This window comes from Caulobacter sp. FG7 (assembly GCF_057808875.1).
This window is the reverse complement of record NZ_JBMDIW010000012.1, coordinates 135,260-161,070: the sequence shown is the minus strand read 5'-3', so window position 1 is coordinate 161,070 and position 25,811 is coordinate 135,260. Positions and strand designations below refer to the sequence as shown.

Sequence of the window (25,811 nt, the reverse complement as noted above, 5' to 3'; positions counted from 1 at the left end):
CCTCCCCCTCTGGGGGAGGTGGCCCGGAGGGCCGGAGGGGGGACGTTTTCAGCTGTCGAGTTGGTTGGAAGTCGTCACCGACTTCCCCCTCCGTCGCTCCGCGACACCTCCCCCTTCAGGGGGAGGATCTTGTCGCTCGCCACACCCGCCAGCCCAGCAGCACCGCCAGGATCGCGCCGTACACCAGCGGCGGCCGGTGGTCGGCCTTCACCAGCAGGTAGTAGTGGGCCACGCCCAGCGGCACGATGACATAGATCAGCCAGTGCAGCCGGCTCCAGGCCGCCCGACCCATGCGGACGACCCAGCCGTTGGTCGAGGTCACCGCCAGCGGGACCAGCATCACGAACGCCGCCATCCCCAGGGTGATGAACGGCCGCTTGAGGATGTCCTTCCATAGCTGGCCGAAGTCGAAATAGAGGTCGACGCCGATGTAGCTGAGGAGGTGCAGCGACACGTAGGCGAAGGCGAACAGGCCGATGGTCCGCCGGAAACGCACCAGGCGCGGCTTCTTCAGGATCACGGCGGCGGGGGTGATGGCCAGGCCCACCAGCAGCAGTCGCAGGCCCCAGACGCCCAACTGGCGCACCAGGGTCTCGATCGGATTGACGCCGAGGTCGCCGGCGAAGGCGCGGAAGGCCAGCCAGGCCAGCGGCGCGGCGCAGGCCAGCCAGACGGCGGCGTAGACGAGGTTGTCGCGGGTCTTGGAGGGGCGCTGCGCTGGCCCCCTCCGGCCCTTCGGGCCACCTCCCCCAGAGGGGGAGGATCGGGTCGGCGCGGAAGATGCTCCCCCTCTGGGGGAGCTGTCGCGGAGCGACTGAGGGGGCCTGTTCATCAGTAGAACTTCTTCAGGTCCATGCCCCGGTACATGTCCGCCACCCACTCGCCATAGCCGTTGAAGGCCAGGGTGTCGCGCCGCCGGAACTCGCCGATGCGGCGCTCGGTGGCCTGCGACCAGCGAGGATGGTCCACGGCCGGATTGACGTTGGAATAGAAGCCGTACTCGCGCGGGGCCGACAGGTTCCAGGCCGTCGGCGGCTGGCGGTCGACAAGGCTGATCCGGGTGATCGACTTGATGCTCTTGAAGCCGTACTTCCACGGCACGACCAGTCGCAGCGGCGCGCCGTTCTGGTTGGGCAGGGTCTCGCCGTAGAGGCCCACGGCGACCAGGGTCAGAGGGTGGACGGCCTCGTCGATGCGCAGGCCCTCGCGATAGGGCCACTGCAGCACGTCCCACTTCTGGCCGGTCATTTCCGAGGGCCGCATCAGGGTCTCGAAGGCGACGAACTTGGCCTTGGAGGTCGGTTTGACCGCCGCGATCAGGTCCTTCAGCGGAAAGCCGACCCAGGGGATCACCATCGACCAGCCCTCGACGCAGCGCAGGCGGTAGATGCGCTCCTCCAGCTTGTTTCCCTTGATCAGGGCGTCGATGTCGAACGTCCTGGGCGCCTCGCAGGCGCCGTCGACGCGCACCGTCCAGGGGCGGGTCTTCAAGCGCCCGGCGTTTTCGGCGGGATCGCCCTTGTCGACGCCGAATTCGTAGAAGTTGTTGTAGCTGGTGATGTCGTCCTTCGGCGTCGGCTTCTCGGTGGTCGAGAAGCCCTTGGAGAACGCCAGAGGCGTGGCGCCGGCCGCTCCGCCCAGCCCCGCGAGACCCAGGCCCGCGACGCCGGTGATGAACTCGCGCCGACGCAGGTAGAGCCCCGGGTCGGTGACGTCGTTGTCGGTCAGGTCGGGGCGGTGGCGGATCAGCACGGGCGTGTCTCCGGTTTCAGTGTCGAAGATACGGAGCCGGACGCGGTTTGGTTATGTCCCGCCGTCGTTTTTTCTGCGCGGCCGGTCGGGGCGATCCTCGCGCGGCTTCTGGCGCGGGGCGTAGACCCGCCTCAGGCCCTCGGCCAGCACCTTGCGCTCCTCCGGCGGCAGGCTCTCGGCGAAGGCCGTCAGGCGGCCGTCGACCTTGGCGCGCACGCCGCTTTCCAGCGTCCGGGCGGCGGCCATGCGGCGGTCGGCCTGCGCCCGGTCGAAGCGACCGTCCAGCATGGCGTCGACCACGGCGCGGCGCTCGGCGCGAGCGGCCTGGGCGTCGGCGCGGTTCTCTAGCGCAGCCTCGCGCAGGCTGCGGCGCAGGGCCCTGCGGTGCTCGGGCGGCAGATCGCGGCCGGCGGTCCACAGCGGCGGGCGCTGGGCCAGGGCGGCGGCGATCGGGGCTTCGCGGCGAGCCTCCTGGCGCATCCAGGCCGCGCCGGCGATGCCGCCGACCAGGAAGAGGTTCAGCGCGCCGGACGCGACCAGGGCGATGATCAGAGTGCGGTTAGCGCTCATAGGTCGGTCGCCTCATCCAGGAGCTCGGGCAGGGCCTCGGCCGCCGTGTCGGGCTCTGGCTGGTCGTAGGCGGCGGCCAGGATGGCGTCGGCGCGGCGGTCCAGGCGCTCGCCCGCGCCCGAGGCGACGCCGACGGCGACACCGGCCACGGTGGCGACGGCCAGGCCCAGGCCCGCGGCCAGTCCCGCCCACCAGGCGCTCGCGGAACGACGCGGCTTCGGCGCGGCCTCCAGCAGCCGGCCCAGCAGGGCGGCGTCGACGCTCTGGGCGGGGGCCAGATCGAGCAGGCGGTCGAGGTCGGTCTCGGCGGCCAGCACCGCGCCCAGGCGGTGCGGATCGGCGGCCAGGGCCGCGCGAGCGGCCTCGCGCAGCGCCTGCGGCCAGCGGCCGATGTCGCCGCCGTGGGCGGCCGCCAGTTCGGCGAAGCGGTCGGGGGTCATGGTCGCGCGCCCTCCTTCAAGCTCATCTGACCGCCTCCATCAGGTCGGCCAGGGACGCGCGCAGGGCGCGCCGTCCGCGGCCCAGCAGGCCTTCCAGCGTCTCGACCGACACCCCCAGCAGGGCGGCGGCTTCCTTGTTGCCCAGGCCCTGGTGATGGCACAGCACGATCGCTTCGCGCTGGCGCTCGGGCAGGGCGGCCAGGGCCGCCTCGATGCGGCCGCCGATCTGGACGCCCAGCAGCGCGCCCTCGCCGGTCGGGCCTGCGTCGATCACCTCGGGGGGCTGCGCCATGCTCGTCTCCCGCCGTCGCCGCAGCCGGTCGCGACACAGGTTCAGCGCCACGCGGTGCAGCCAGGTGTCGAAGCGGGCCTGGCCGGGACGCCACGAGGGCGCCTGCTTCCAGGCCCGCAGGAAGGTCTCCTGGGCGACGTCCTGGGCCTCGTCCGGATCGGCGAGAAGGCGTCTCGCCAAGGCGAGAATGCGCGGCAGGCGGGCGTCCAGCAGCCGTCGCACGGCGGCCTGCTCGCCCCGTCCCACGCCTTCCAGCAACGCCAGGTCGGGGTCTTCCCCCTCGCTCGCCAAGCCTCACCTCGTCACGCCAAGCCCATGCCGGCCGTTACATCGCAGCCTTGGCCTTGCCGGCCGCGGCCTGTCGTTCGGCCGAGGTGAGCACGCCGTCGCCGTCGGCGTCCATCCGCTTGAAGCGCTTGGCGGCCATGGCCTCGAGCTCGGCGCGCGACAGGAAGCCGTCCTTGTCGGCGTCGAGGCGACCCCACAGGCGCTCGCCGCGCCCGGCTTTTGCGCCGTCGGCCTTCTTCTGGCGCATGGCCTCGAACTCGGTCCTGGACAGCTTGCCGTCCTTGTTGGCGTCCAGCTTGGCTAGCATCTGGCCCGCGCGCTGGCTCTGGAAGGCGGCCAGGGGCTCGCCGGCCGGCTTGGTCTGGGCCAGGGCCGGGACGGCGCAGGCGGCGATCGCGGTCGCGGCGACCAGGGTGGTGAACGTCTTCATCGAATGCTCCGGGTAGGATCCCTCGGGAGCTTCAACGGCGGCCGGCGAGGTTTCCGTCGCTGGGTGAGAGATCCTCCCCCTGAAGGGGGAGGTGTCGGCGAAGCCGACGGAGGGGGAAGTGGGCGGACCGTCGACGCCTCGAAAGCTGAGAACGGCCCCCCTCCGGCCCTTCGGGCCACCTCCCCCAGAGGGGGAGGATTTTGGATGCTCCCTCTCTGGGGGAGCTGTCGGCGAAGCCGACTGAGGGGGGTCAGTGCACCACATCCTCGAACGCCTTGCGCGCCTCGGCCTTGGCCTTGACCAGCTTGGCCTTCAGCGAGCGGAACTGGGTGACGTGGCCAGCGCGGGCCAGCAGGGCGCGGAAGGCCTTGGGCTCGCTTTCCGGGTCGTCGCCGTTCTCCAGCGCCACCTTGATCAGCTGCGAAAGATCCTGCTCCAGGCGCCAGGCCGACAGCGCCGAGGTCAGGGACGCCTTGTCGGCCAGGCCCGCCCCGATCAGCGCCGACAGCGCCTCGCCGGTGTTCTGGGCCAGCGGGCCGCCGTTCGGACCGTGGGCCAGCTGCAGGAACTGGGCGATGAACTCGATGTCGACGAGGCCGCCGGGGTCCAGCTTCAGGTCCCAGGGGCCCTTGCCGGGCCGCTCGCGCTCCATCAGGTCGCGCATCTCCAGCACGTCGGCGGCGGTCCTGGCCACGTCGCGGGGGCGGCGCAGGGCGGCTTCGATCGCGCCCTCGGCCCGGGCCTTGAACGCCGGCGAACTGGCCCAGATCACCCGGGCGCGAGTCAGGGCCAAGAGTTCCCAGGTCTCGCACTCGCGCTCGTAATAGTCCTCGAAGGCGGTGAAGCTGACCGCCACCGGCCCCTTGCTGCCCGAGGGGCGCAGCTTGAGATCGACCTCGTAGAGCGTGCCTTCGGCGGTGGGCGCCGACAGGGCCGAGGCGAGGCGCTGGGTGAAGCGGGCGTAGAAGACGTCGGCGCTCCAGCCCTTTACCTCGGATATCGCAGCGGGCTCGTCGGCCGCATATAGCGTCATCAGGTCGAGGTCGGACTTGGCGGTCATCTCGCGCGAGCCGGCCTTGCCCAGGGCGACCACGGCCACCTGGCCTGGGAAGGCGCCGCCCAGCCGCTCGACCTCGGCCAGGGCGGCCGGCGCCAGGCCGCCGACGATCAGGTCGCCGAGGTCGGCGAAGGCGGCGCCCACGTCGCGGGCGTCGGCCGTGCCGCTCATCACCCGCACCCCGATGCGGAAGGCCTGGTCACGGAACAGGCGCCGGGCCGCGTCCATCGACGGCTCGAACTCGCTGGGATCCCAGGGAACCTCCGAGGGCATCTCCATCGGACCGAAGAAGGCCGGGTCGAGCAGGGCGTCCAGCGCCGTTGGCCGGCGGGCCAGGGTGGCGGCCAGGCGCGGGGCGAAGGCCATGACCTGCACCACCAACTCAAACAGGCGAGGCTGGGCCAGGAACAGCGACTGGATCTGCACGCCCGAACTCAGCGAGGCGAAGAAGTCGGCGAAGCGGTTGAAGGCCGCGTCCGGCGCGCCCGTCGCATTGGCCGCGTCCAAGAGGCGCGGGGCCAGGCGCGTGAAGAGCTCGCGGCCGCGCTCGGTGCGGGTGGCGGCGATGTGGCCGTGGTGCCAGCCGCGAATGGTGGCGGCCACCCGCTCTGGGTTCGAAAAGCCCATGCGCTTGAGGGTGGCCAGGGTTTCCGGATCGTCCTCGACGCCGGTAAAGACCAGGCTGCCGAACCGTGAGGACAACTCCTCCTCGCCCTTGAACAAGGCGCCGTAGCGCTGGTTGACGCCCTTGAGCATCTTGCCGACGGCGGCGTCGAAGCTGCGCAGGTTGCCCTGGTTCCACAGGGCGGCGACCTTCTTCCGGTCGGTGTCGGACTCCGGCAGCTTGTGGGTCTGGTCGTCGGCGATCATCTGGGCCCGGTGCTCGAGGGCGCGCAGGTCGTGATAGGCGGCGGTCAGGTATTCGCAGTCCTCCGGCGTCACGTGGCCGGCGTCGCGCAGGGCGGCCAGGGCGTCCAGCGTGCGGGGGTTGCGCAGGTCCGGATGGCGGCCGCCCAGGATCAGCTGCTGGGTCTGGACGAAGAACTCGATCTCGCGGATGCCGCCCCGGCCAAGCTTGAGGTCGGCGCCCTTGGCCTCCAGCCGCTCGTCCACCTTGTAGGCGTGGATCTGGCGCTTGATCGAGTGGATGTCGGCGATGGCGGCGAAGTCGAGATTGCGCCGCCAGATGAAGGGTTGCAGTTCGGCCAGGAAGGCTTCGCCGCGGGCGATGTCGCCGGCCGCGATGCGGGCCTTGATGTGGGCGGCCCGCTCCCAGTTCTGGCCGACGCTCTCGTAGTAGTCGAGGGCCGCGTCGATCGGCATGGCCGGCGGGGTCGACGACGGGTCGGGCCGCAGGCGCAGGTCGATGCGGAAGACGTAGCCGTCGGCGGTGCGCTCGGCCAGCATCCGGCCCAGATGCTGGGTCAGGCGCACGGCCACGCCCTGCGGCTCGGTTCCCTCCGTCACTGGCAGGGTCTCGGGCGCGTAGAAGATCGAGAAGTCGATGTCGCTGGAATAGTTCAGCTCATAGGCGCCGTGCTTGCCCATGGCGATGCAGAACAGGCCGGGGATCGGGCCATCCTGGCCGTCTCCGACATGGGTGAGGGCGCCGCGCGCGACCTCCACCCGGGCGGCCTGGGCCAGGGCCGCGTGCAGGCTGGCGTCGGCGAAGCGGGTCAGGGCGCCGGTGACCGCGTCGAGATCCCAGACGCCGCCCAGGTCGCAGAGGGCGGTCAAGAGGTGCAGGTCGGCCTTCAGGTCTCGGAGCGTCTTGCGGGCGGTCTCGAAGTCGGGCTCGGCGGCGACGGCCTGGGCGGCCGCCAGGATTTCGGCCAGGCGCGCGTCCGGATCGCTGTCCAGGATGCCCGGCAGGCGCACCCCGTCGCGGCGGGCCAGGCTCGCCAGATAGGGGCTGGCGGCGAACACCGGGGCCAGGGCCGGCCAGGCGGCGTCGACGATGTTCATCCGCTCGCCCGCCCGCTTGGCGATCATCTCGTGGGCGCGCTCGGCGGCCTTAGGATCGACGACCGGACCGCAGGGCGCGAGGCGAGGGGCGAGCAGAAGAGTCATGGCGCGCACTCTTAACCGACCGGCGGCGTCCGCCAAGCATCGCTTGACGGCTTCATTTACGGGCGTAATCATCCAGGTCTGTAGAGCCAGCGGACAGCCATGAGCATCACCCACGCCGAAAGCCACGTCATGGAAGCGCTCTGGAGCCAGAGCCCCCTGACCGTCGAAGAGATCCTGGAGGCCGTCGCCGGCCCGCAGGGGTGGGGCGAGGCCACGGTCAAGACGCTGATCAACCGCCTGCTCAAGCGCAAGGCCATCGAGTCGCGCCGCATCGACGGCCGCGTCCGCTACGTGCCGATCGTCAGCCGCGCCGAGTACCTGCAAACCGAGAGCCAGGGCCTGCTGGACCGTCTGTTCGAAGGCCGCCTGACGCCGCTGGTCGCCCATTTCGCCAAGCACCGCTCGCTGTCGCCCGACGAGGTCAAGCAGCTGAAGCAGCTGATCGCGGAGCTGGACGATGCTGATTGAACTGCTGGCCATAACCCTGCTGCGGGCGCAGCTGGCCGCCGCGGTCGGCGTTCTAGTCGTGCTGGCCCTGCGCGTTCCGGTGCGCCGCCTGGTCGGCTCGGAAGCGGCCTACAAGCTGTGGCGCCTGGCCCCGGCCGCCGCCCTGGCCAGCGTCTTTCCCAGCCTGTCGGACGCCCTGGGCGCCGGCGCCGCCCAGCAGCCGCCCGAGCGCCTGCTGGCCGTGGGTTTCCTGATCGTCTGGCTGGCCGGCGTCGTCGGCCTGGCCGGCTTCATCGCCCTGGCCGAGCGGGCCTTCCGCAAGCGCGCCCGCGCCGGCCTGGAAGGCCCGGCGGTCATGGGCGTGTTCTGCCCGCGCCTGGTCATCCCGCGCGACTTCGCCCAGCGCTTCGACGCCGCCGAGCGTGAACTCGTCCTGGCCCACGAGCGCGCCCACATGCGGCGCGGCGACCCGCGCGGCAACCTGATCATCACCGCCTGCCAGGCCCTGGGCTGGCTGAACCCCGTCGTCCATCTGGGGGCGTTCGTCGCCCGCCTGGACCAGGAGATCGCCTGCGACGGCGATGTCGTCGCCCTGCATCCCAAGGCCCGCAAGCGCTATGCCGAGACCCTGATGAAGGCCCACGCCTTCACCGCCGCCTCGCCGCTGGCCTGCGCCTTCGGCCGCCATCCGCTGGTGTCGCGGGTGCGGGTCATCGCCGGCCCGGGTCCGGTCTCGAACGAAGGCCTGACCGCCGCCGTCACCCTGGGCGCGCTGACCGTGATGATCGTCATGGGCGTCTGGACCCTGGCCCCGCGCGGCCCGGCCCCGCCCTCGACCCGCATCCCCGGCGCCAGCGCCCGCCTGTTCGTCGACGGCGTCACCCCGCCGCCGCTGAAGCGGGGCGTTGAGGCGCGGTAAGCTCGGTGCGTCCTTCGAGGCTCGCCTTTCGGCTCGCACCTCAGGATGAGGACGCTATTGCACTGAGATCCTCATCCTGAGGCGCCCGCGCAGCGGGCCTCGAAGGATGCAGGGCGTATCCGCTTGAACTTAAAAACTACACGTGTAATCTTTTCTTCGATCAGAGGGGAAGATCACCATGTCGTTCGTCCTGCCGGTTCCCGACGCCCATGTCGGCCGCAAGCGCGGCGTCGCTGTCGCCTGGCGCATCCTCGGCCTGGTGATGGTCGCCTCGCTGCTGGCGGCCCTGGCCTATGGGATCTTCGACTTCATCCGGTTCGAGCGGGCCATGGGGCCGCTGCCGCCGGCGAAAGGCGCGGCGCTGGAGCCGGCCCGCCGCCAGGCCGCACAGCGCTGGGCCGTGGTGCATCCCGCGCTGGTCGCCCGCCTCAAGCAGTCGCGTGAGCTGGAGTTCGGGGGCGTGTGGATGATGCGCACCGGCCGGGTCTGCGGCGTGGTCAACGGCAAGACCAGTTTCGGGGGCTTCACCGGCATGACCCGGTTCTACATCGATGGCGACACGCCGGTGTTTCCTTACGACGACAGGGGCCGCTTCCGTGAGACCTGGCATCAATGCGACCGCGACCGCTGGGCGGTGATCCGCGAAGGCTCGGACGAGACCGGCTTCTGCGCCACGAAGTTCGGCCAGACCCGCTGCCGGGTGGTGCGCCGCCAGGCGACGACGATGCCGAGGTAAGGGGGCGGCGACCTCGCCCTTCGACAAGCTCAGGGTGAGGTCGCATTAGCGCTAACGCCCGCCTTGGCCCTCATCCTGAGCCTGTCGAAGGACGAGGGTCACGCACGGAGGTAAGCCCCCCAAAAAAAGAAAACCCGCGCCGCCCTGGAAGGAGAGCGACGCGGGCTGCCTAGGCGCCGGGGGGAGGTAGGATCGCGCCTAGAAGTTGTAGCGGAGGCCGACCAGGAACTGGCGGCCGCTGTGGGTGTAGACGTTCAGTCGGTTGCTATCGCCGACGTACTGGTCGTTGAACTCGTCGGTCAGGTTCACGCCCTCGATCGACAGTTTCAGGTTGTCGCGGATGTTCCAGCTGGCTTGCATGTCGACGTTCAGGGTCTCGTTGGTGCCCTGGACGGTGTTGCCGTCGCTGCCGGGCACCTGGGTCAGGTAGCCGTCACGATAGGCCAGCGAGCCGCGCACGCTCCACTTGGGGGTCTCGTAGTAGAGGGTCAGGTTGGCGGCGTTCTTCGACAGGCCCACCAGGGTGGCGTTCACCGTCGGGGCGCCCGGCGTCGTCGAGGTCAGGTACTCGATCTTGGAGTCGACATAGGTGTAGTTGGCCACCACGCCGAAGTTGCTCCAGAAGCCCGGCAGGAAGGTGAAGGGCTGCTGGACGTTGATCTCGAAGCCCTTCAGGTCGCCGCCGTCGCTGTTGACCGGCTGGGTCACCTGGAACACCTGGTCGGTGGTCGCGCCGGTGCCGGTCAGCAACGAGTCCGGCAGGCCCAGGGTGTTGTAGACGGCCTCGCGGCGCAGGGTGGCCACGAAGGTGTCGATGCGCTTGTAGAAGACGCCCAGGGCGATCATCGCGCCCTTCTCGCGGTACCATTCCAGCGAGAAGTCGAGATTGTCCGACTTCGTCGGCGTCAGGTACGGGTTGCCCGAGCTGTAGGTGCGATTGGCGCCTTGCACGGCCACGTCGCCGCCGGGCGACAGCGAGCCGATGCCCGGACGGGCGATGGTCTGGGCGGCGCTGACGCGGGCCACGACGGTGTCGGATAGGTCGGCGGCCAGGTTGAACGACGGCAGGGTCAGGTTGTAGTCGCGGGCGACGTCGACCCGCTGGATCGCGCCGGCCACGGCGGCGTAGCCGGCCGACTCCTGCTTGGTGTGCACCCGGCGCACCCCGGCGTCGCCGCGGAACGGCAGGCCAAACGCGTCGAACTTGAACTCGGCCTGGACGTAGGCGCCGTAGTCCTGCTCCTCGACCGCGCCGTACTGGCCGCGGGCGCTGGAGTTGTTGGTGTCGGTCAGGGCGTAGATGCCGCTGTTGCTGTAGATGCCCAGCAGCGCCGCGTACTTGTCGATGTCGGGGATCAGCCAGGAGGTGAAGTTGCCCTCCGGCAGGCTCATGCCGCTGCCAAAGCCGGTGAACACCTTCGACACCGAGGCCAGCTGGGCCGGGGTCAGGGTCTGGACCACGGTCTCGCTGGTCCGGTACTGGCCGTAGCTGTCGTACTCGAACTTGCGCCAGTCCAGGCCCGCCTTGAGACGCAGGTTGTCGTTCAGGTCCCACTCGCCATAGACCTTGGCGGTCGAGAACTGGTTCTCGACGAACTGCGGGCGGATGCGCACCTCGGAGGTGCCGTTGGTCGAGGCCCAGTTGGCCGGATCGGTCGGGTCGAAGCCCAGCAGGATCTGCGGCGCGCGGCCCTTGCGGAAGTCGTACTGGTAGTTGGCGCTGTTGGCCCGGTCGAAGGTGACGATGGTCGAGACCGGCTGGGTGAAGGTCGAGTCCGAATAGCCGGCCAGCATCCCGACCCGCACATTGGCGCTGAAGTCGTGCGTGCCCGACAGGGTGAACTGCTTGAACTCGGTGTTCAGCTCGTCATAGGCCGCCTGGGTGCGCAGATCGACATTGTCCATCCGGGCCGCGACCAGATTGCCGTTCTCGACGACGCCGTCGCGGATGATGGTCTGCGGCTTGCCGGTGTTGGCGCGCGACAGGCCGATGGCCTGCAGCTGGGCTTCCTTCCGCGTGCCGGCCAGATAGGCGTAGAGGGCGTCCAGCGTGACCTGGGTGTCGGAATTGGGCTTGTATTGCAGCGAGCCGGCGATCCCCAGGCGCTTGGACTCGATGTCGTAGCTGACATAGCCCGGGATGCGCGGGGCGAAGAGGCTGCTGCTGTTGATCTGGGCGATGGTGTAGCCCGGCAGGGTCGAGGCGCTGTTGAAGCCGCCGTTGCTGGCGCCGGTGGCCCAGCGGGTGATGTTGGCGCCCTCTTCCTTCAGGTGGCGCTCCTCGTAGGCCACCGACAGCAGGGCGCCGACCTTGCCGTCGAAGAACACGTTGCTGGCCAGCACCGAGACGCGCGGCGTCGTCTTTTCCGACAGGTCGTTGTAGCTGGCGCCGGCCGACAGCACGAGCTGGGGCTTGCCGCTGTCGAAGGCCTTGGCGGTGGTCAGGTCGACCGTGGCGCCCAGCGAGCCTTCCTCGACGTCGGCCGAGGCGGTCTTGCGCACGGCGATGCTGTTGAAGAGATCCGAGGCGAAGACGTTGAAGTCGAAGCCACGGCCGCGGTTGGTGCCGCCGCTGTTGGCCGTGCCGCCGGTAGTGGAGATCGCCTCCATGCCGTTGATGCGGACGCGGGTGTATTCCGAGCCCAGGCCGCGCACGGTGATCTGCCGGCCCTCGCCGTTGATACGCGAGATCGACACACCCGGGATGCGCTGCAGCGACTCGGCCAGGTTCAGGTCGGGGAACTGGGCGATGTCCTCGGCCTTGATGGCGTCGACCACGCCGCTTTCGTTGCGCTTGAGGTTGATGGCGCTCTGCAGGCTGGCGCGGAAGCCGGTGACGACGATGGCCTCGACCTCGTCGGAAGCGGGTTCGGCCGCCGGCGGCTGGGCCTCCTGGGCCATGGCGGCGCCGGCGGCGAGAATGGTGAAGGCCGAAGCGCTGGCGCCGAGCACGGCGCGCAGGCGCGGATTCCTGTTGGACGTCATCTGTCCCTCCCGATGCCCGTCTGCGCGGGCCGCTTTTGGAAGCCGGCTGAGCCTGCTTCTTCGTTGCCTGAACCATAGGGACGGGTTCGATCAGAGGGCCAATCCCAATCGGGTATGGACCTATGCGTGATGTGCACCGATCCACAGGTTTCCGCAGCGGCGCCTGCCGTCTCGCGCGCGGGCGATCCTTTGACAGCCTTGGGTTTCGATGCGTACCGCGGTTCGATCCATGTCGCCCGTGGATCGGTCCATAGGCGATTTGACTTAGACCTGGGCCCCGACGCCGCTTAGCGTCCTCCCAAAGCGCCGACGACAGAGCGGCGCCCCAGGGAGAGCGTCAATGACCGACACCACCAGGCGTACCCGCGTGCGCTGGCTGATCATCGCGACGCTCTTCATCATCACGACGATCAACTATGCCGACCGCGCCACCTTCTCGATCGCCGGCCAGTCGGCGTCGAAGGAACTGGGCCTGGATCCGGTGGCCATGGGCTACATCATGTCGGCCTTCGCCTGGGCCTATGTGCTGGGCCAGATCCCCGGCGGGGCGCTGCTCGACCGCTTCGGCTCCAAGAAGATCTACACCGCCGCCCTGGTGCTGTGGTCCAGCTTCACCCTGCTGCAGGGCTTCTCGGGCGTGTTCACGGGGCTGGCGGCGGCCGTCGCCCTGTTCTTCATGCGCTTTCTGGTGGGTCTGGCCGAGGCGCCGTCGTTCCCGGCCAACGCCCGCATCGTGGCCGCCTGGTTCCCGGGCTCTGAGCGGGGCACGGCCTCGGCGATCTTCAACTCGGCCCAATACTTCTCGCTGGTCGCTTTTGCGCCGCTGATGGGCTGGCTGGCCCACGACTTCGGCTGGCGGTCGGTGTTCTTCGTCATGGGCGCGATCGGCATCGTCGCGGCCTTCTTCTTCGTCAAGCTGATCCACAGCCCGGTCGAGCACCCCAAGATCAGCAAGGCCGAGTTCGACTATATCGAGGCCGGCGGCGGCCTGGTGCGGATGGAGGACAAGACCGCTAACGCGGGCGCGGCCTTCACCTGGGCCAACGTCAAGCAGGTGCTGACCAGCCGCATGCTGCTGGGCGTCTATATCGGCCAGTATTGCATCAACGTGCTGACCTACTTCTTCGTCACCTGGTTCCCGATCTACCTGGTCAAGGCGCGGGGGCTGTCGATCCTGCAGGCCGGCTTCACCGCCGCCCTGCCGGCCCTGTGCGGCTTCGCTGGCGGCCTGCTGGGCGGGATGATCTCCGACCACCTGCTCAAGAAGACCGGCAATCTCGACATCGCCCGCAAGACGCCGCTGCTCTTGGGCATGATCCTGGCCACCTGCATCGTCATCTGCAACTACGTCGAGCAGGAGTGGCTGGTCATCGTGATCATGGCCGCGGCCTTCTTCGGCAAGGGCGTGGCGTCGCTGGGCTGGGCGGTGGTGTCGGACACCTCGCCCAAGGAGATGGCCGGGGTGACCGGCGGCGTCTTCAACACCTTCGGCAACACGGCCGGCATCGTGACCCCGATCGTCATCGGCTACATCGTCCAGGCCACCGGCTCGTTCGACGGGGCGTTGATCTTCGTCGGCGCCCACTGCCTGATCGCCGTGCTGGCCTACTTCCTGATCGTCGGGAAGATCCAACGCCTGCAGCTGAAGGCGGCCTGATGCTCTCTCGACGCCATGTCCTGGCCGGCGCCTCGGCCCTGGTTCTCGCTGGTCAGGGCCGCGCGGCGAGCGCTGCGCCCGCCGCCCTGACCGTCACGACGCCGATGGCCGCGCCCGAATGGGCCTTGCTGCAGCGCGAGCTGCTGAAGGCCAACGAGGCGGCCTGCGAGGCCTTCTTCGCCCGCTATTTCGACGATCGCGGCTACCTCCTGGCCTTCGAGCGCTGGGGCGCCAACGACGGTCCCGACGACGCCATCGAGAACGTCAACGACTGGCCCACCCTGCACGCCCTGGGCGCCGGCGACCGCGTGCTCGAGCTGGCCCAGAAGGCCTTCGAGGGCAATGTGCGCCAGTATACGGCGGCTAGGACCAAGGACGTGCCGTTCGCCCGCGAGGGCATGTATTTCCGCGAGTTCCCGGTGATGAGCGACTGGCAGCACCTGTCCGAGGGGCTGTCGGTGTTCAACCTGCTGGGGCTGTCGGCGCCCAACGATCCGCGCTTTCGCGAGCGGGCGAAAAGGTTCTCGGGCTTCTACACCGGCGAGGATCCGACCACGCCGAACTATGACGCCAAGCTCAACATCATCCGCAGCATGATCACCGGCAGCCGGGGTCCGATGCTGCGCAAGGCCACGCCCCTGGACTGGGCCGGCGATCCCTTCGACGTCACCCACTTTTTCATGGAGCACGGCGAGCGCTCGTACGAGGAGACCCTGCGCCACTACGACGAGTACGGCGACGTGGTCGGCGACAGTCCGCTGAACCTGCAGGCCACCAGCCTGGTGATGAACGCCTACATGCTGGACCACGAGGCCAAGTACCGCGACTGGATCCTGAAATACGTCGACGGCTGGATCGAGCGGGCGCGGGCCAACGGCGACGTGATCCCCAGCAAGGTCGGGCTCGACGGCCAGGTTCCCAAGGGCCGGTGGTGGAGCGGAACCTATGGCTGGGGCTTCTCGCCGGTGGCCCCGCACACCGGCCAGCGCGAGGACCGCAACCGCGTGCCGCGCGCGGTGGTCGGCTTCATGAACGCCTACCTGCTGACCGGCGACGACAAGTATCTCGACGTCTGGCGGCGCCAGAACGACGTCATCAACGCCCAGAAGAAGGTCGAGGACGGCAAGGTCTCGACCCCGCGCATGTACGGCTCCAAGGGCTGGTACAGCTTTGCGCCCGGCGAATACCAGCTGAACGGGCTGGAGATCTGGTACCTGTCGATGAAGGCGTCCGATCGCGAACGCGCGGCGGCCCATCCCTGGCTCGATTGGCTGGATGGCAAGGACCCCTCCTATCCTGCCAAGGCGCTGCGCGGCGACCTGGAGCGGGTGCGCGCCCGCGCCCAGGCCCAGCGCGAGGATACGTCGACCCCCGACACGCGCCTGGCCGACGCCGCGCTCGACATCAATCCGGCCAGCGTCACCGCCCTGATCCAGCTGATGGAGGGCGGAATCCACATCGCCCGGCCGCCGTGGTCGAAGTCCTCGCCCTCGCAGGGCGGCGCGCTGCACTATGCGCGCCTGCGCTACTTCGATCCCGAGCGCCGCCGGGCCGGCGTTCCGCAGGACGTGGCGGCCCTGGTCGAGCGTCTGACCGACGACGAGACGGTGGTCAGCCTGGTCAATCTCAGCCCCGTGGCCCCGCGCACGGTGACGATCCAGGGCGGCGCCTATGGCGAGCACCAGATCCAGAGCGCCGCGCTGGGCGAGGGCGCCGCCCAGGCGGTCGACGCCTCGGCCTTCACCCTGCGCCTGGCGCCGGGCGCGGGCGCGCGCCTGACCTTGAAGATGAAGCGCCACGTCAACCAGCCGACGCTGAGCTTTCCCTGGGACAGGGCGGTCTGAGACGGCGAAACCTCGCCCTTCGACAAGCTCAGGGTGAGGTTTCGACTGTGCGGCCGTTGAATTGGTCCTCATCCTGAGCTCGCCGAAGGACGAGGACCCGCACGAGAAGATGGAGGGACCGATGGTTCGTGTAGCGTCCGCCGCGATCGTCGCGGCCCTGCTGGCCTCGCCGGCCCTGGCTCAGGACCCCAAGCCTATCGCCGCGGTGGCCGCGGGCGGGCCGGCCCAGGGCGCGGCGGCGACCGAACTGCTGCTGGTCGACCGCGACGCCGACGACGGCGCCAAGGGTTCGCTGCGCTGGGCGGTCGAGACCAGCAACGCCGAGCCGGGTCGCTACCGCATCGAGATCGCCGCCCCGGCCATCGTGCTGAAGTCGGCCCTGCCGCCGATCAGGGGGCCTGTGGCCATCGAGGGTCAGGCCTTCGCCCGCAGCGGCGGCCATAACGTGGTCGACGGCTCGGGCTATCTGCCGCGTGACCTGAAGTCCTGCCCCGGCATGGTCCAGGGCCAGTACGGCACCAATGTCCGCACCGCCAGTAATCCGGGCTTTGCCTTGGTCGACACCAAGGGCGTCAGCCTGCGCGGACTGGAGATCCGGGGCTTCTGCATCGGGGTGCTGGTCCTGCGAACCTCCAACGCGGTGATCGCCGACAATCGCATCGTGCGGAATATCGGCGGCGCGGGCGTGATGCTCAGCGGCGACGACGGCAAGGGCGGCTCGACCTCGCACACCACGCTCGACAACAAGGTGCTGCGCAACGCCTTCGTCGAGAACGGCGACGGCCTGGAGCTGACGCGCGGCGCGGCCTTCAACCTGATCGCCGACAACAGTTTCGACGGCGGCAGCGACAACCTGGAGCCCTCGCAGGGCATCGAGATCCTGTGGGGCAACGACAACGCCGTCGTGGGCAACCGTTTCGCCAACTATTCCGACGGGCTGCAGCTGAACTGGGGCGCGCGCAACTACATCGGCGCCAACGTCTTTACGGGCAACGCCTTCGGGATCAGCGTCAGCGGCGCCGACAACATGATCTCCGGCAACGAGATCCGCGGCAACGGAATCGGCATCGCCGTGCGGCCCGAGGCCAAGGTCGCCGCCAACCGCATCAGCCGCAACGCGATCTCCGGCAACGGCAAGCCGATCAGGCTGTGCTCGGCCGGCGGCTCGTGCGATCCGGCCATGGCGCGCGGCGGCATCGTGATCGGCCCGCCGGGGCTGGAGCACGCCAGCTTCGTCGGTTCGCGCGGCATGGGCGTGGTGTTCGACAAGGCCGGCGCGGCGCAGGTCTGCACGGCGCCGAACACGCCCGACAAGTGCCATGCGACGCCGCAGTTCGGGCTCCTGCCGCCGAGGGTGATTTCGGCTCGCGCGGTGGGCGGCAAGACCGCCGTGAAGGGCGAGGCCGGGGCTCCGGCGGGCGGGGTGGTGTTCGTCGAACTGTTCGCCAGCCCCAGGGGCGGAACCGAGGGCGAGCGCTATCTGGGTACGGTGCAGGCGGTCGCCGACAGCCAGGGTAGGGCGGCGTTCGAGGGGCAGGTCGACGGCGCCGCGCCCGGCTCGGCGATCACCGCGACGACGACCATGGCGGCCGGGGCGACCTCGGCGTTCTCGGCGGCGGTGGCGTTGGGCCGGTAGGGTCGGGGAAGACCCCCCTCAGTCGCTCCGCGACAGCTCCCCCAGAGGGGGAGCATCTTCCTGGCGGGACGTCGACCAAGATCCTCCCCCTCTGGGGGAGGTGGCCCGGAGGGGGGACGTTTTCAGCTTTCGAGGCGGTGGAAGCTAAGCATCCACTTCCCCCTCCGTCGGCTTCGCCGACACCTCCCCCTTCAGGGGGAGGATCTTGGCGCCTCAAGTCCCTTCCTTCATGAACGGCGCGACGGCGAAAATCTCCCGCTCCTCCCGCCGTGGATCGTCCACCATCGCCGAGGTCTCGTTGACCACCAGGGTCGGCCGCCGGGGCAGGGTGTATGGCTCCCAGGCCGGGATCGCCGCGCAGTTGGGATCGCCGGTGCGGGCGAAGGCCGCGAAGGCCGCACTCAGCTGGTCGCGCACCTTCGTCGCCGCCGGTCCGGTACCGGTCATCGAGCCCTTAGCGGCCAGCGTGCCGAAGGTCAGCGCGATGTCGTAGCTGTGGTAGGCGCCCATCCGGGGATCGGTCTGGGCGCCGAAGTCGAGCTGGTACATCCAGGCCGGGGCGCCGATGCGGGCCCGCTGCTCGGCCTGGATCAGGTGGCCGGGCCACGAGCGCCCGGCCGTGGTGATGGCGAAGAAGAGGTCCGACGGGCTGGCCTGCGGATAGAGCGCCCGATAGCGGCCGACCAGGTATTCGGGCGACATGTCGAGCACCAGCTCGTTCTCCAGCTTGCCGGGCAGCTCGTCCCAGGTCAGGGCGAAGTTCTTGGGATCACCGCCCAGGAAGGCCTTGGTCTCGTCGTGGGTGTTGCCGATGACCATGGGAATATGCCCGCTCTCGCGCGGGGCGTCGGGATAGAACGGGTGGCGCGGCAGCACCCCGTGGTCCACGACCGACCAGAAGACGATGCCGCCCTTGCGCTCCAGCGGGTCGCGCATCTTCAGCGCCTCGACCAGCTGGGCGGCGGGCAGGGTCTTCAGCCTGTCGGTCTCGCCGGGTTTCAGACCCAGCCTGTCCATGAAGGCGCGGGCGCGGAGGGTGGCGTGGATCGGTCCCATGGCGGTGACGTGCTGGCCGCTCATGGTCGCGACCTTGTGGTAGAGGCCCGCTGCGCGCGGCATGGCCATCAGGGTCACGCACTTGGCCCCGCCGCCCGACTGACCGAAGGTCATGACGTTTCCCGGATCGCCGCCGAAGGCTCCGATGTTGTCGCGCACCCACTGCAGGGCCAGGATAAGGTCGAGATTGCCGACATTGCCGCTGTCGGCCAGCTCCGCCCCGCCCAGGCGGGCGAGATAGCTGTAGCCGAAGGCGTTGAGGCGGTGGTTCACCGTCACCACCACCACGTCGTAGGTTTTGGCCAGCCAGGTCCCGTCATAGAGCGGGCTCGACCCCGAGCCGTTCGCATGGGCGCCGCCATGCACATAGAACATCACCGGCCGCTTGCGCCCATCGGCCAGACCGGGGGTCCAGACGTTGAGGAAGAGGCAGTCCTCGGATGTCGCCTCGTCGGTCTTCAGCTGCGGCGAGGCCGGGCCATAGGCCAGGGCGTCGGCGATCCCCTTCCAGGGCTGGGCGGCTTCCGCCGGCTGGAAGCGGCGCGATGAGGTGTCGCCGCCGTAGCGCATGCCCTTGAAGACCTTGATCCCGTCGATCTCGGCGCCGCGCACCCGCCCCGCCGTGGTGGTCGCCACCGGGGCGGCCCGTCCGGCGGCGTTGACCTTCAAAGGCGCGGCGAGCGCGACGGCTCCGGCCAGCACGGCGCGGCGATCGAGGGTCATGGTCTTCTCCCGTCTTTTATCGTTGGGCCGCGCCGGCCGACGGGAGGCGAGGGCGCGTCAGCGCTCGCCCGGATCCGCCGGCGAGGCCTCGGCCAGGCAAAGGTCGATGAAGGTCTGCAGGATCGGGCTCTCGTTGTCCTTGCGCCAGGCCATGTAGAGCTCGACCGGCCGGTCGGGCGTGGTCTCGACGGGGCGGAACTGCACGTCGTCGAAGTGCAGGCTCATGGCCGACTCCGGCACGATCGCCGCGCCGAGGCCCGCATGCACGAGGGCCAGCATCGAGTGGATCTGGGTGACGTGCTGCACGTAGTTCGGGGCCACGCCGTGGGCGTCGAACAGGGTGGTCAGCATGTTGTAGAAATAGCCCGCGCCCTCGGGCGAATACATGATCAGCGGGCCCGCGTCGAAGTCGGCCAGGGTCAGGCTGGCCTTGACCAGGCGCGGGTCGCCGTTGGGCAGGGCGGCCACCAGCGGTTCGGACAGCACCCGGGCGGTGGCGAACTCGGCGCGGTCCATCGGCGGGCGCACCAGGCCGATGTCGATGCGGCCGGTCAGCAGGGCCTCGACCTGCTCGCGGGTGACCATCTCGCGCAGGGTCAGGTCGGCGTTGGGCAGGCGGGCGTTGGACAGGATCACCAGACGCGGCAGGAAGCTGTAGCCGGAGACGGCGGTGAAGCCGATGGCGATCTGGCCGGCGTCGCCGCTGGCGATGCGGCGGGTGGCCAGGGCCGCGCTCTCGGCCAGGCGCAGGATGCGGCGGGCCTCCAGCAGGAAGGCGCGGCCGGCGGGGGTGAGGCGCACCGAGCGGCTGGTGCGGTCGAGCAGGGTGACGCCGAGGATGCGCTCGAGCAGTTGAACCTGCCGGCTCAGCGGCGGCTGGGTCATGTTCAGCCGCTGGGCGGCGCGGCCGAAATGCAGCTCCTCGGCGGTGGCGACGAAGCAGCGAAGCTGGCTGAGTTCGAACATCGGAAAGCGCCCGTCGACAACACCCTGGAGTCGCGAGGCTAGACGTTCGTTCGGCCCTATCGCCAGGGCCTTCTTTCCGGGCAGGGTCGAGAGCGCGGTCATCAAGGGGGCGGCGGGGGTCAGGCGCATCGACCCCGTCATCCTCAGCCCTGGACGCGGGCGATCAGGCCCTGAAGCTCGGAGAATTCGGCCGGCGTCAGGTCGGTCAGCGGCTGGCGCACGGGCCCAGCGTCGCGGCCGACGGCTTTCATGCCGGCCTTCACGATCGAGACGGCGTAGCCCTTACCCTTGTTGCGCAGGGCGATGTAGGGCAGCACGAAGTCGCGCAGGCCGGTCATCACCGTCTCGCGGTCGCGGGCGCGCACGGCCTTGTAGAAGCCCAAGGCCCACTGCGGCAGGAAGTTGAAGATCGCCGACGAGTAGGTCGTCACGCCCATTTCCAGATAGGGCAGGGCGAAGGTCTCGGCCGTCGGCAGGCCGCCGATATAGGTCAGGCGGTCGCCCATGCGGGCATAGACCCGCATCATCAGCTCCAGGTCGCCGACCCCGTCCTTGAAGCCGACGAGGTTGGGATTGCGGTCGCACAGCTTCTCGAGGGTGTCCTCGTTGATGATGGCGTTGTCGCGGTTGTAGACGATGACGCCCAGGCTGGTGGCCTTGCAGACCGACTCGATGTGGGCGAGCAGGCCTTCCTGGGTGGCGTTGGTCAGGTAGGGCGGCAGCAGCAGCAGGCCGTCGGCCCCGGCCGCCTCGGCGTCGCGCGCCAGGTCCGTGGCGATGGCCGTGCCGTAGCCGCAGCCGGCGATGACCGGGATCTTGCCGGCCGTCTCGGCGACCGCCGCGCGCACCACCTTGCCCACCTCGTCGGGACGCAGCGAGAAGAACTCGCCGGTGCCGCCGGCGGCGAACAGGCCGGCCAGCTCGTGGTCCAGCATCCAGGCGCAGTGCTGGCGATAGGGCGCTTCCAGAAACTGGTGCTGGGCGTCGAAATGGGTGACGGGGAACGACAGCAGGCCGCCGCCGAGCTGGCGGGCCACGTCCGTCGGCGACATCTGGCTCATGAAGTCCTCTCCGAGCGACGGCCTGCTCCCGAACGCCGGGAGGCCGTTTCTTGAGGCTGACGGTAGAGAGCCGCTCCGCCGGGGTCTAAGCCAAAGGCGCTATCGACCGATACCGGAATTGGCTCGATGGCCGGACGCTGAAAACCGTTCCCCGAACCCCGCCTGCGCGGTGAATTCCACCTTCGGGCGTGCCTGTGGGTTTGAACTCGCGGATAGAGTTGCCCGCAAGTATCGTTCGACGTTCATCTTTGCAGTCAGGTTGTCGAAACCATCGTTTTCCCGTTTCGGGAAGTAATGCGGCCTTTGGTCGCGGCGACACCCTCTGGAACTGCTGCTCAATCAGCCATACGGCCTCGCTTGTAGGTCCATACGCGTAACAGATAGCATCGGCCGTCCGCGCTCGTTGGAAAGCTTGACTATAGAGTGGAAGGTTCTTCGGCGATGACAGCAGTGCAGCCATGGCCGTCGTCCGAGGGCCAAGACTCGCGAGTGCTGGCATGACGAACGGGGGTTCGCCGAAGTCGTTCGTCGAGCGAGCGATGCTGCGCGTGGGCGTCGTCCTGCTGATCGCCGCCTTCGTGGCCGTCGCCGTCGTGGCGATCGTCATGCCGCTCAGCTTCAAGGACCAGGCCCTGTTCGCGGGCGCCACCATCGTCGGCGTGGTCGTCGCAAACCGCCTGTCGCAGTCCAAGCACCTGACCATCGCCCTGTGCGTGGTCTCGGTGATCGTCAGCACGCGCTATCTGTGGTGGCGCACGACCGAGACCCTGCATTTCCGCAACGCCGCCGAGGCGTTCTTCGGCACGGGCCTTTACCTGGCCGAGATCTACGCCTGGCTGATCCTGCTCTTGGGCTATCTGCAGACCGCCTGGCCGTTGCAGCGCCCGGTGCGGCCGCTGGAGGGCGCGCCGCCCAGCTGGCCGACGGTCGACGTCTACATCCCGACCTACAACGAGAGCCTGGAGATCGTGCAGGACACGGTGCTGGCCGCGCTGGGGATGGACTACCCTCGCGACCGCTTCAAGGTGTACCTGCTGGACGACGGCCGCCGCCCCGAATTCAAGGAATTCGCCGAGCGCGCCGGCGCGATCTACATGACCCGCCCCGACAACTTCGGGGCCAAGGCCGGCAACCTCAATCACGCCCTGGAGCAGACCGACGCCGAGCTGGTCTGCATCTTCGACTGCGACCACATCCCCACGCGCGCCTTCCTGCAGATGACGCTGGGCTGGTTCCAGGAGGACCAGCGCCTGGCCCTGCTGCAGACGCCGCACCACTTCTACTCGCCCGATCCGGTGCAGCGGAACATCCAGACGGTGAAGGACATCCCCGGCGAGGGCGACCTTTTCTACGGCGTCGTCCAGCCGGGCAACGACCTGTGGAACGCGGCCTTCTTCTGCGGCTCCTGCGCGGTGATCCGCCGCTCGGCCCTGGAGGAGACCCACGGCTTCGCCCACGAGACCGTCACCGAGGACGCCCACACCGCGCTGAAGCTGCAGCGCAAGGGCTGGAACACCGCCTTCCTCGAGATCCGCCTGTCGGCCGGCCTGGCGACCGAGCGCCTGGCCCTGCACATCGGCCAGCGCATCCGCTGGGCGCGCGGCATGACCCAGATCTTCCGGGTCGACAATCCGCTGCTGGGCAAGGGTCTGACCATGGCCCAGCGGCTTTGTTACCTGAACGCGATGCTGCACTTCCAATTCCCGCTGCCGCGCATCGTGTTCCTGACCTCGCCGCTGGCCTTCCTGCTGCTGGGCTTCAACATCATCAGCGCCTCGGCGCCGGTGATCCTGGTCTACGCCCTGCCGCACCTGGTGCACTCGATCGTCACCAACAACCGCATGCAGGGCGAGGAACGCATGGCGTTCTGGGGCGAGATCTACGAGACCCTGCTGGCCTTCCACCTGGTGGCCCCGACGATCGTCACCCTGTTCGCGCCCAAGCGCGGCAAGTTCAACGTCACCGACAAGGGCGGCCGGCTGGAGAAGGGCTATTTCGACTGGTCGCTGATGTGGCCGCACGTGGTGGTCGCGGGCCTGCTGATCGCCGGCCTGTGCTGGGGCGTGTGGAAGCTGGTGACCGCCGAGCCCGACATCGTGCTGGTCGGCACCCTGGTGCTCAACACCTTCTGGACGCTGTTCAGCCTGCTGGTGCTGCTGACGGCCATAGCCGTCGGCCGCGAGACCCGCCAGGTGCGCCAGCATGTCCGCATCGAGGCCCTGCTGCCCGCCCGCCTGCGCCTGACCAACGGCGAGGTGCTGGACGTGGAGACCCGCGAGGTCTCGATGGGCGGCCTTTCGGCGATCGTTCCCGACGGCTTCTGGGGGAACGACCGCCACATCGACACGGTTGAATTCCTGCAGGACGAGCGCGCCCGCCAGTTCAAGGCGCGCGCCGTCATGTTCGACAAGGGGGTCTTGAGAGTGCAGTTCCTGCCGCTCGGCTTTGCCGAACGCCGCGACCTGGTGCGCAACGTCGTGGGCCGGGCCGACGCCTGGCAGCCCAACGCCCACTGGGCGCCGGTGCGGCCGCTGGCCGCCCTGGCCGGCCTTGTGCGGGCCAGCGCCAGCATCCTGTTCTGGTGGCGGGCGGCCAAGCCCGCGGCCCTGACGCCGCGCTCGCGCGCCAGCGGGCCCGACAGCGGCGCGGCCGTGATCCTGGCCGGCGCCCTGCTGGCCGGCGCCCTGGGCTGGAGCGGCCAGGCCAAGGCCCAGGCCCTGCCGGCCGAGGTCGCCGCCCCCGCGCCGGCCGGCTCAACCCGCGTGCTGACCCTGAAGGACCTGGGTTTCGGCCAGCCGGTGCGCCTGCAAGGCGTGCAGGGCGAGGCCGGCGTCGATTTCGCCCTGCGCCGCGACGAGGTGGTCACGGCCGCGCGCCTGGTGGTCAACGGCGCCTATTCGCCGTCGCTGCTGGGCGACCTGTCGCAACTGGCCGTCACCCTCAACGGCGAGCCGGCCGGAACGGTGATGCTGACCCCCGACCGCGCGGCCGGAACGGAGTGGTCGATCCCGATCGACCCGGCCCTGTTCCTGCGCGACAACAACCTCAATCTCCGCTTCATCGGCCACTACACCCGCGCCTGCGAGGACCCGCAGCATTCGTCGCTGTGGATGAACGTCTCCAACCAGCGCTCGCGCCTGGAGCTGACCGTCTCGCGCCTGGCGGGCCAGCCGGACCTGTCGCAACTGCCCGGGCCATTCTTCGACAAGGGCGGCGGCAAGCTCGTCCTGCCGTTCGTGTTCGCCGAGATCCCGTCCGACGCCGTGCTGCGCGGGGCGGGGGCGGCGGCCTCGTACTTCGGCATGCGGGCCAGCTATCGCGGCTTTGCCTTCCCGACCTTGATCGGCGCCCTGCCGCAGGGCGAGGGCGTGGTGTTCGGCCAGTCGGGCCAGACGATCGGCGGCCTCGTGCTGCCGCAGGTCAACGGTCCCACCCTGGCGGTGGTCGCCAACCCGCAGGCGCCCGATCATCGGCTGCTGCTGGTGGTCGGCCGCGACACCTCCGAGATCCGCCGCGCGGCCCTGGCGCTCAGCATATCGCAGGGCGGCCTCAGCGGCGCCATGGCCCAGGTCGACACCGCCCTGATCGCCCCGCGCGCGCCCTATGACGCGCCGCGCTGGCTGCGCATGGACCGCCCGGTGCGCATGGGCGAGCTGGTCGACGCCCAGCTGCTGCAGGCGCCGGGCCTGTCGCCGGCCCCGGTCACCGTGCCGTTCCGCGTGGCCCCCGACCTCTTCCTGTGGCCGGTGCAGGGCGCGCCGATGCGCGTGCGCTACCGCTATCCGAAGGGGCCGTGGTTCGACCGCGAGCAGTCGCGCCTGGACGTGTCGCTGAACGGCCAGTACCTGCGCTCCTACCGGCTCAGCGCCCAGGACCGCACCGCCGAGGTGCGCGGCCTGTTCAACCGCTTCGCCCGCAACGAGCACAGCCTGGACCTGCCGCCCTACCTGCTGTTCGGCGCCAGCCAGCTGCAGTTCTATTTCGACATCAAGAGCAACAAGACCGGCGCCTGCCAGGGCCAGCTGCCGACCAACGTCCACAGCGGCATCGATCCCGACAGCACGATCGACCTCAGCGGCGGCCGTCACTTCGCGGCCCTGCCCAATCTGGCCTTCTTCGCCAGCGCGGGCTTTCCGTTCACCCGCAACGCCGACCTCGACAAGACCACCGTGGTGCTGGACGCCAATCCGGCCCCGGCCGACATCGAGGCCTATCTGAACCTGATGGGCCGGTTCGGCGACGTCACCGGCGCGCCGGTGACGCGGGTGGCGATCTCGCGCACGGCCGACGCCGCCTCGCTGAAGGGCCGCGACGTGCTGCTGATCGGCCGGCCCGATACGGCGCGGCGCCTTTCCGGCCTGTTCGCCGGCGCGCCCTTGGCCTTCGACGCCGACCGCCTGCGCCTGAAGACCGCGGCCCTGGCCGAGCGGGTATTCCTGATGGCCAACGGCGAGGCGGCCAAGGCGCGGAGCAAGGCCGACGAACTGCTGGTGGCCGGCGACGGCTTCGAGGGCCTGGTCAGCTTCCGCTCGCCCTATGACCGCGACCGGGCCGTGGTGGCCGTGCTGGCCAGCGATCCCGCCCGTCTGCCCGCCGTGCTCGCCCGCCTGGACGATCCGGCCCAGAACGCCCGCGTGCAGGGCGACCTGGCGGTGGTCACCGAGGACGGCTTCTCCAGCTTCCAGGTCGGCAAGCAGTTCCATACCGGCGACCTGCCCTGGTGGGTCTACATGATGTGGTGGCTGAGCCAGCGTCCGTTGCTGCTGGCCGCCTCCATCTTCGGCGTGGGCCTGGCCCTGTCGTTCCCGATCATCTTCGCGCTGAAGTCTGTCGCGCGCCGTCGCCTCGAAGGGGGCAGCCACCAGTGAAGACCCTGCGTCGC

The 25,811-nt window shown here is 69.6% G+C and carries 18 protein-coding genes and 1 pseudogene; 7 read left to right on the top strand and 12 right to left on the bottom strand.

Going from position 1 to position 25,811, the window contains the following annotated elements; translation table 11 throughout:
* Positions 1-115: 115 nt before the first annotated feature.
* The 7 genes from msrQ to ACODR1_RS12155 form a co-directional block, all read right to left on the bottom strand.
* The gene (msrQ, locus tag ACODR1_RS12185; protein ID WP_488880683.1) at positions 116-832 is read right to left on the bottom strand and encodes a protein-methionine-sulfoxide reductase heme-binding subunit MsrQ; all 717 of its coding nucleotides are present in this window, start codon (positions 830-832) and stop codon (positions 116-118) included.
* Positions 832-1,782 carry a protein-methionine-sulfoxide reductase catalytic subunit MsrP gene (gene msrP, locus ACODR1_RS12180; RefSeq protein ID WP_488880685.1) on the bottom strand — a complete coding sequence of 317 codons (951 nt, stop codon included), beginning with the start codon at positions 1,780-1,782 and terminating at the stop codon, positions 832-834. Before msrP ends, msrQ begins: the two co-directional genes overlap by 1 nt.
* A gap of 21 nt (positions 1,783-1,803) precedes the next feature.
* Positions 1,804-2,322 (bottom strand): periplasmic heavy metal sensor, encoded by a 519-nt coding sequence (locus tag ACODR1_RS12175; RefSeq protein ID WP_488880682.1) that lies wholly within the window; start codon positions 2,320-2,322, stop codon positions 1,804-1,806.
* The gene (locus ACODR1_RS12170) at positions 2,319-2,762 is read right to left on the bottom strand and encodes a hypothetical protein (RefSeq protein WP_488880681.1); all 444 of its coding nucleotides are present in this window, start codon (positions 2,760-2,762) and stop codon (positions 2,319-2,321) included. Before ACODR1_RS12170 ends, ACODR1_RS12175 begins: the two co-directional genes overlap by 4 nt.
* 22 nt (positions 2,763-2,784) lie before the next feature.
* Positions 2,785-3,345: an RNA polymerase sigma factor gene (locus tag ACODR1_RS12165; protein WP_488880680.1), complete on the bottom strand. Its 561-nt coding sequence runs from the start codon at positions 3,343-3,345 to the stop codon at positions 2,785-2,787.
* Positions 3,346-3,379: 34 nt separating this feature from the next.
* Positions 3,380-3,772 carry an EF-hand domain-containing protein gene (locus ACODR1_RS12160; RefSeq protein WP_488880679.1) on the bottom strand — a complete coding sequence of 131 codons (393 nt, stop codon included), beginning with the start codon at positions 3,770-3,772 and terminating at the stop codon, positions 3,380-3,382.
* A 250-nt stretch (positions 3,773-4,022) separates the two neighbouring features.
* Positions 4,023-6,899: a bifunctional [glutamine synthetase] adenylyltransferase/[glutamine synthetase]-adenylyl-L-tyrosine phosphorylase gene (locus ACODR1_RS12155; RefSeq protein ID WP_488880678.1), complete on the bottom strand. Its 2,877-nt coding sequence runs from the start codon at positions 6,897-6,899 to the stop codon at positions 4,023-4,025.
* 99 nt (positions 6,900-6,998) lie between these two features.
* Here ACODR1_RS12155 and ACODR1_RS12150 point away from each other — a divergent pair, with 99 nt between their 5' ends.
* The 3 genes from ACODR1_RS12150 to ACODR1_RS12140 all read left to right on the top strand — a co-directional run bounded on the left by ACODR1_RS12150 (position 6,999) and on the right by ACODR1_RS12140 (position 9,001).
* Positions 6,999-7,367 (top strand): BlaI/MecI/CopY family transcriptional regulator, encoded by a 369-nt coding sequence (locus tag ACODR1_RS12150; protein ID WP_058349304.1) that lies wholly within the window; start codon positions 6,999-7,001, stop codon positions 7,365-7,367.
* The gene (locus tag ACODR1_RS12145) at positions 7,357-8,265 is read left to right on the top strand and encodes a M56 family metallopeptidase (RefSeq protein ID WP_488880677.1); all 909 of its coding nucleotides are present in this window, start codon (positions 7,357-7,359) and stop codon (positions 8,263-8,265) included. The genes ACODR1_RS12150 and ACODR1_RS12145 overlap by 11 nt, the downstream gene beginning before the upstream one ends.
* 178 nt (positions 8,266-8,443) lie before the next feature.
* Positions 8,444-9,001: a hypothetical protein gene (locus ACODR1_RS12140; protein ID WP_488880676.1), complete on the top strand. Its 558-nt coding sequence runs from the start codon at positions 8,444-8,446 to the stop codon at positions 8,999-9,001.
* A gap of 7 nt (positions 9,002-9,008) precedes the next feature.
* Here ACODR1_RS12140 and ACODR1_RS12135 read toward each other — a convergent pair.
* Positions 9,009-9,124: pseudogene (locus ACODR1_RS12135) on the bottom strand (hypothetical protein); the annotation flags it as partial.
* Between the two features lie 75 nt (positions 9,125-9,199).
* Positions 9,200-11,986 carry a TonB-dependent receptor gene (locus ACODR1_RS12130; protein WP_488880675.1) on the bottom strand — a complete coding sequence of 929 codons (2,787 nt, stop codon included), beginning with the start codon at positions 11,984-11,986 and terminating at the stop codon, positions 9,200-9,202.
* 340 nt (positions 11,987-12,326) lie between these two features.
* On the opposite strand from ACODR1_RS12130, the gene ACODR1_RS12125 reads away from it, so the two are divergent.
* The 3 genes from ACODR1_RS12125 (at position 12,327) to ACODR1_RS12115 (ending at position 17,123) form a co-directional block, all read left to right on the top strand.
* On the top strand, positions 12,327-13,643 hold the full coding sequence (locus tag ACODR1_RS12125; protein ID WP_101718382.1) for an MFS transporter: 1,317 nt from the start codon (positions 12,327-12,329) through the stop codon (positions 13,641-13,643).
* Positions 13,643-15,487, top strand: coding sequence for a DUF8034 domain-containing protein (locus ACODR1_RS12120; RefSeq protein ID WP_488880674.1), 1,845 nt, complete (start codon positions 13,643-13,645; stop codon positions 15,485-15,487). The genes ACODR1_RS12125 and ACODR1_RS12120 overlap by 1 nt, the downstream gene beginning before the upstream one ends.
* A 121-nt stretch (positions 15,488-15,608) precedes the next feature.
* A complete protein-coding gene (locus ACODR1_RS12115; RefSeq protein ID WP_488880673.1) occupies positions 15,609-17,123 on the top strand; it encodes a right-handed parallel beta-helix repeat-containing protein in 1,515 nt (504 codons plus the stop codon).
* Between the two features lie 213 nt (positions 17,124-17,336).
* Here the strand turns inward: ACODR1_RS12115 and ACODR1_RS12110 are convergent, their stop codons facing one another.
* The 3 genes from ACODR1_RS12110 to kdgD form a co-directional block, all read right to left on the bottom strand.
* Positions 17,337-18,902, bottom strand: coding sequence for a carboxylesterase/lipase family protein (locus tag ACODR1_RS12110; protein WP_488880672.1), 1,566 nt, complete (start codon positions 18,900-18,902; stop codon positions 17,337-17,339).
* 57 nt (positions 18,903-18,959) lie between these two features.
* Positions 18,960-19,868: a LysR substrate-binding domain-containing protein gene (locus tag ACODR1_RS12105; RefSeq protein ID WP_488880671.1), complete on the bottom strand. Its 909-nt coding sequence runs from the start codon at positions 19,866-19,868 to the stop codon at positions 18,960-18,962.
* A gap of 143 nt (positions 19,869-20,011) precedes the next feature.
* Entirely contained in the window at positions 20,012-20,929 is a 918-nt protein-coding gene (kdgD, locus tag ACODR1_RS12100; RefSeq protein WP_116487741.1) for a 5-dehydro-4-deoxyglucarate dehydratase, read from the bottom strand.
* A gap of 497 nt (positions 20,930-21,426) precedes the next feature.
* Between kdgD and bcsA the strand changes: the two genes are divergently transcribed.
* Positions 21,427-25,797: a UDP-forming cellulose synthase catalytic subunit gene (bcsA, locus tag ACODR1_RS12095; RefSeq protein ID WP_488880670.1), complete on the top strand. Its 4,371-nt coding sequence runs from the start codon at positions 21,427-21,429 to the stop codon at positions 25,795-25,797.
* The last annotated feature ends 14 nt before the right edge of the window (positions 25,798-25,811 follow it).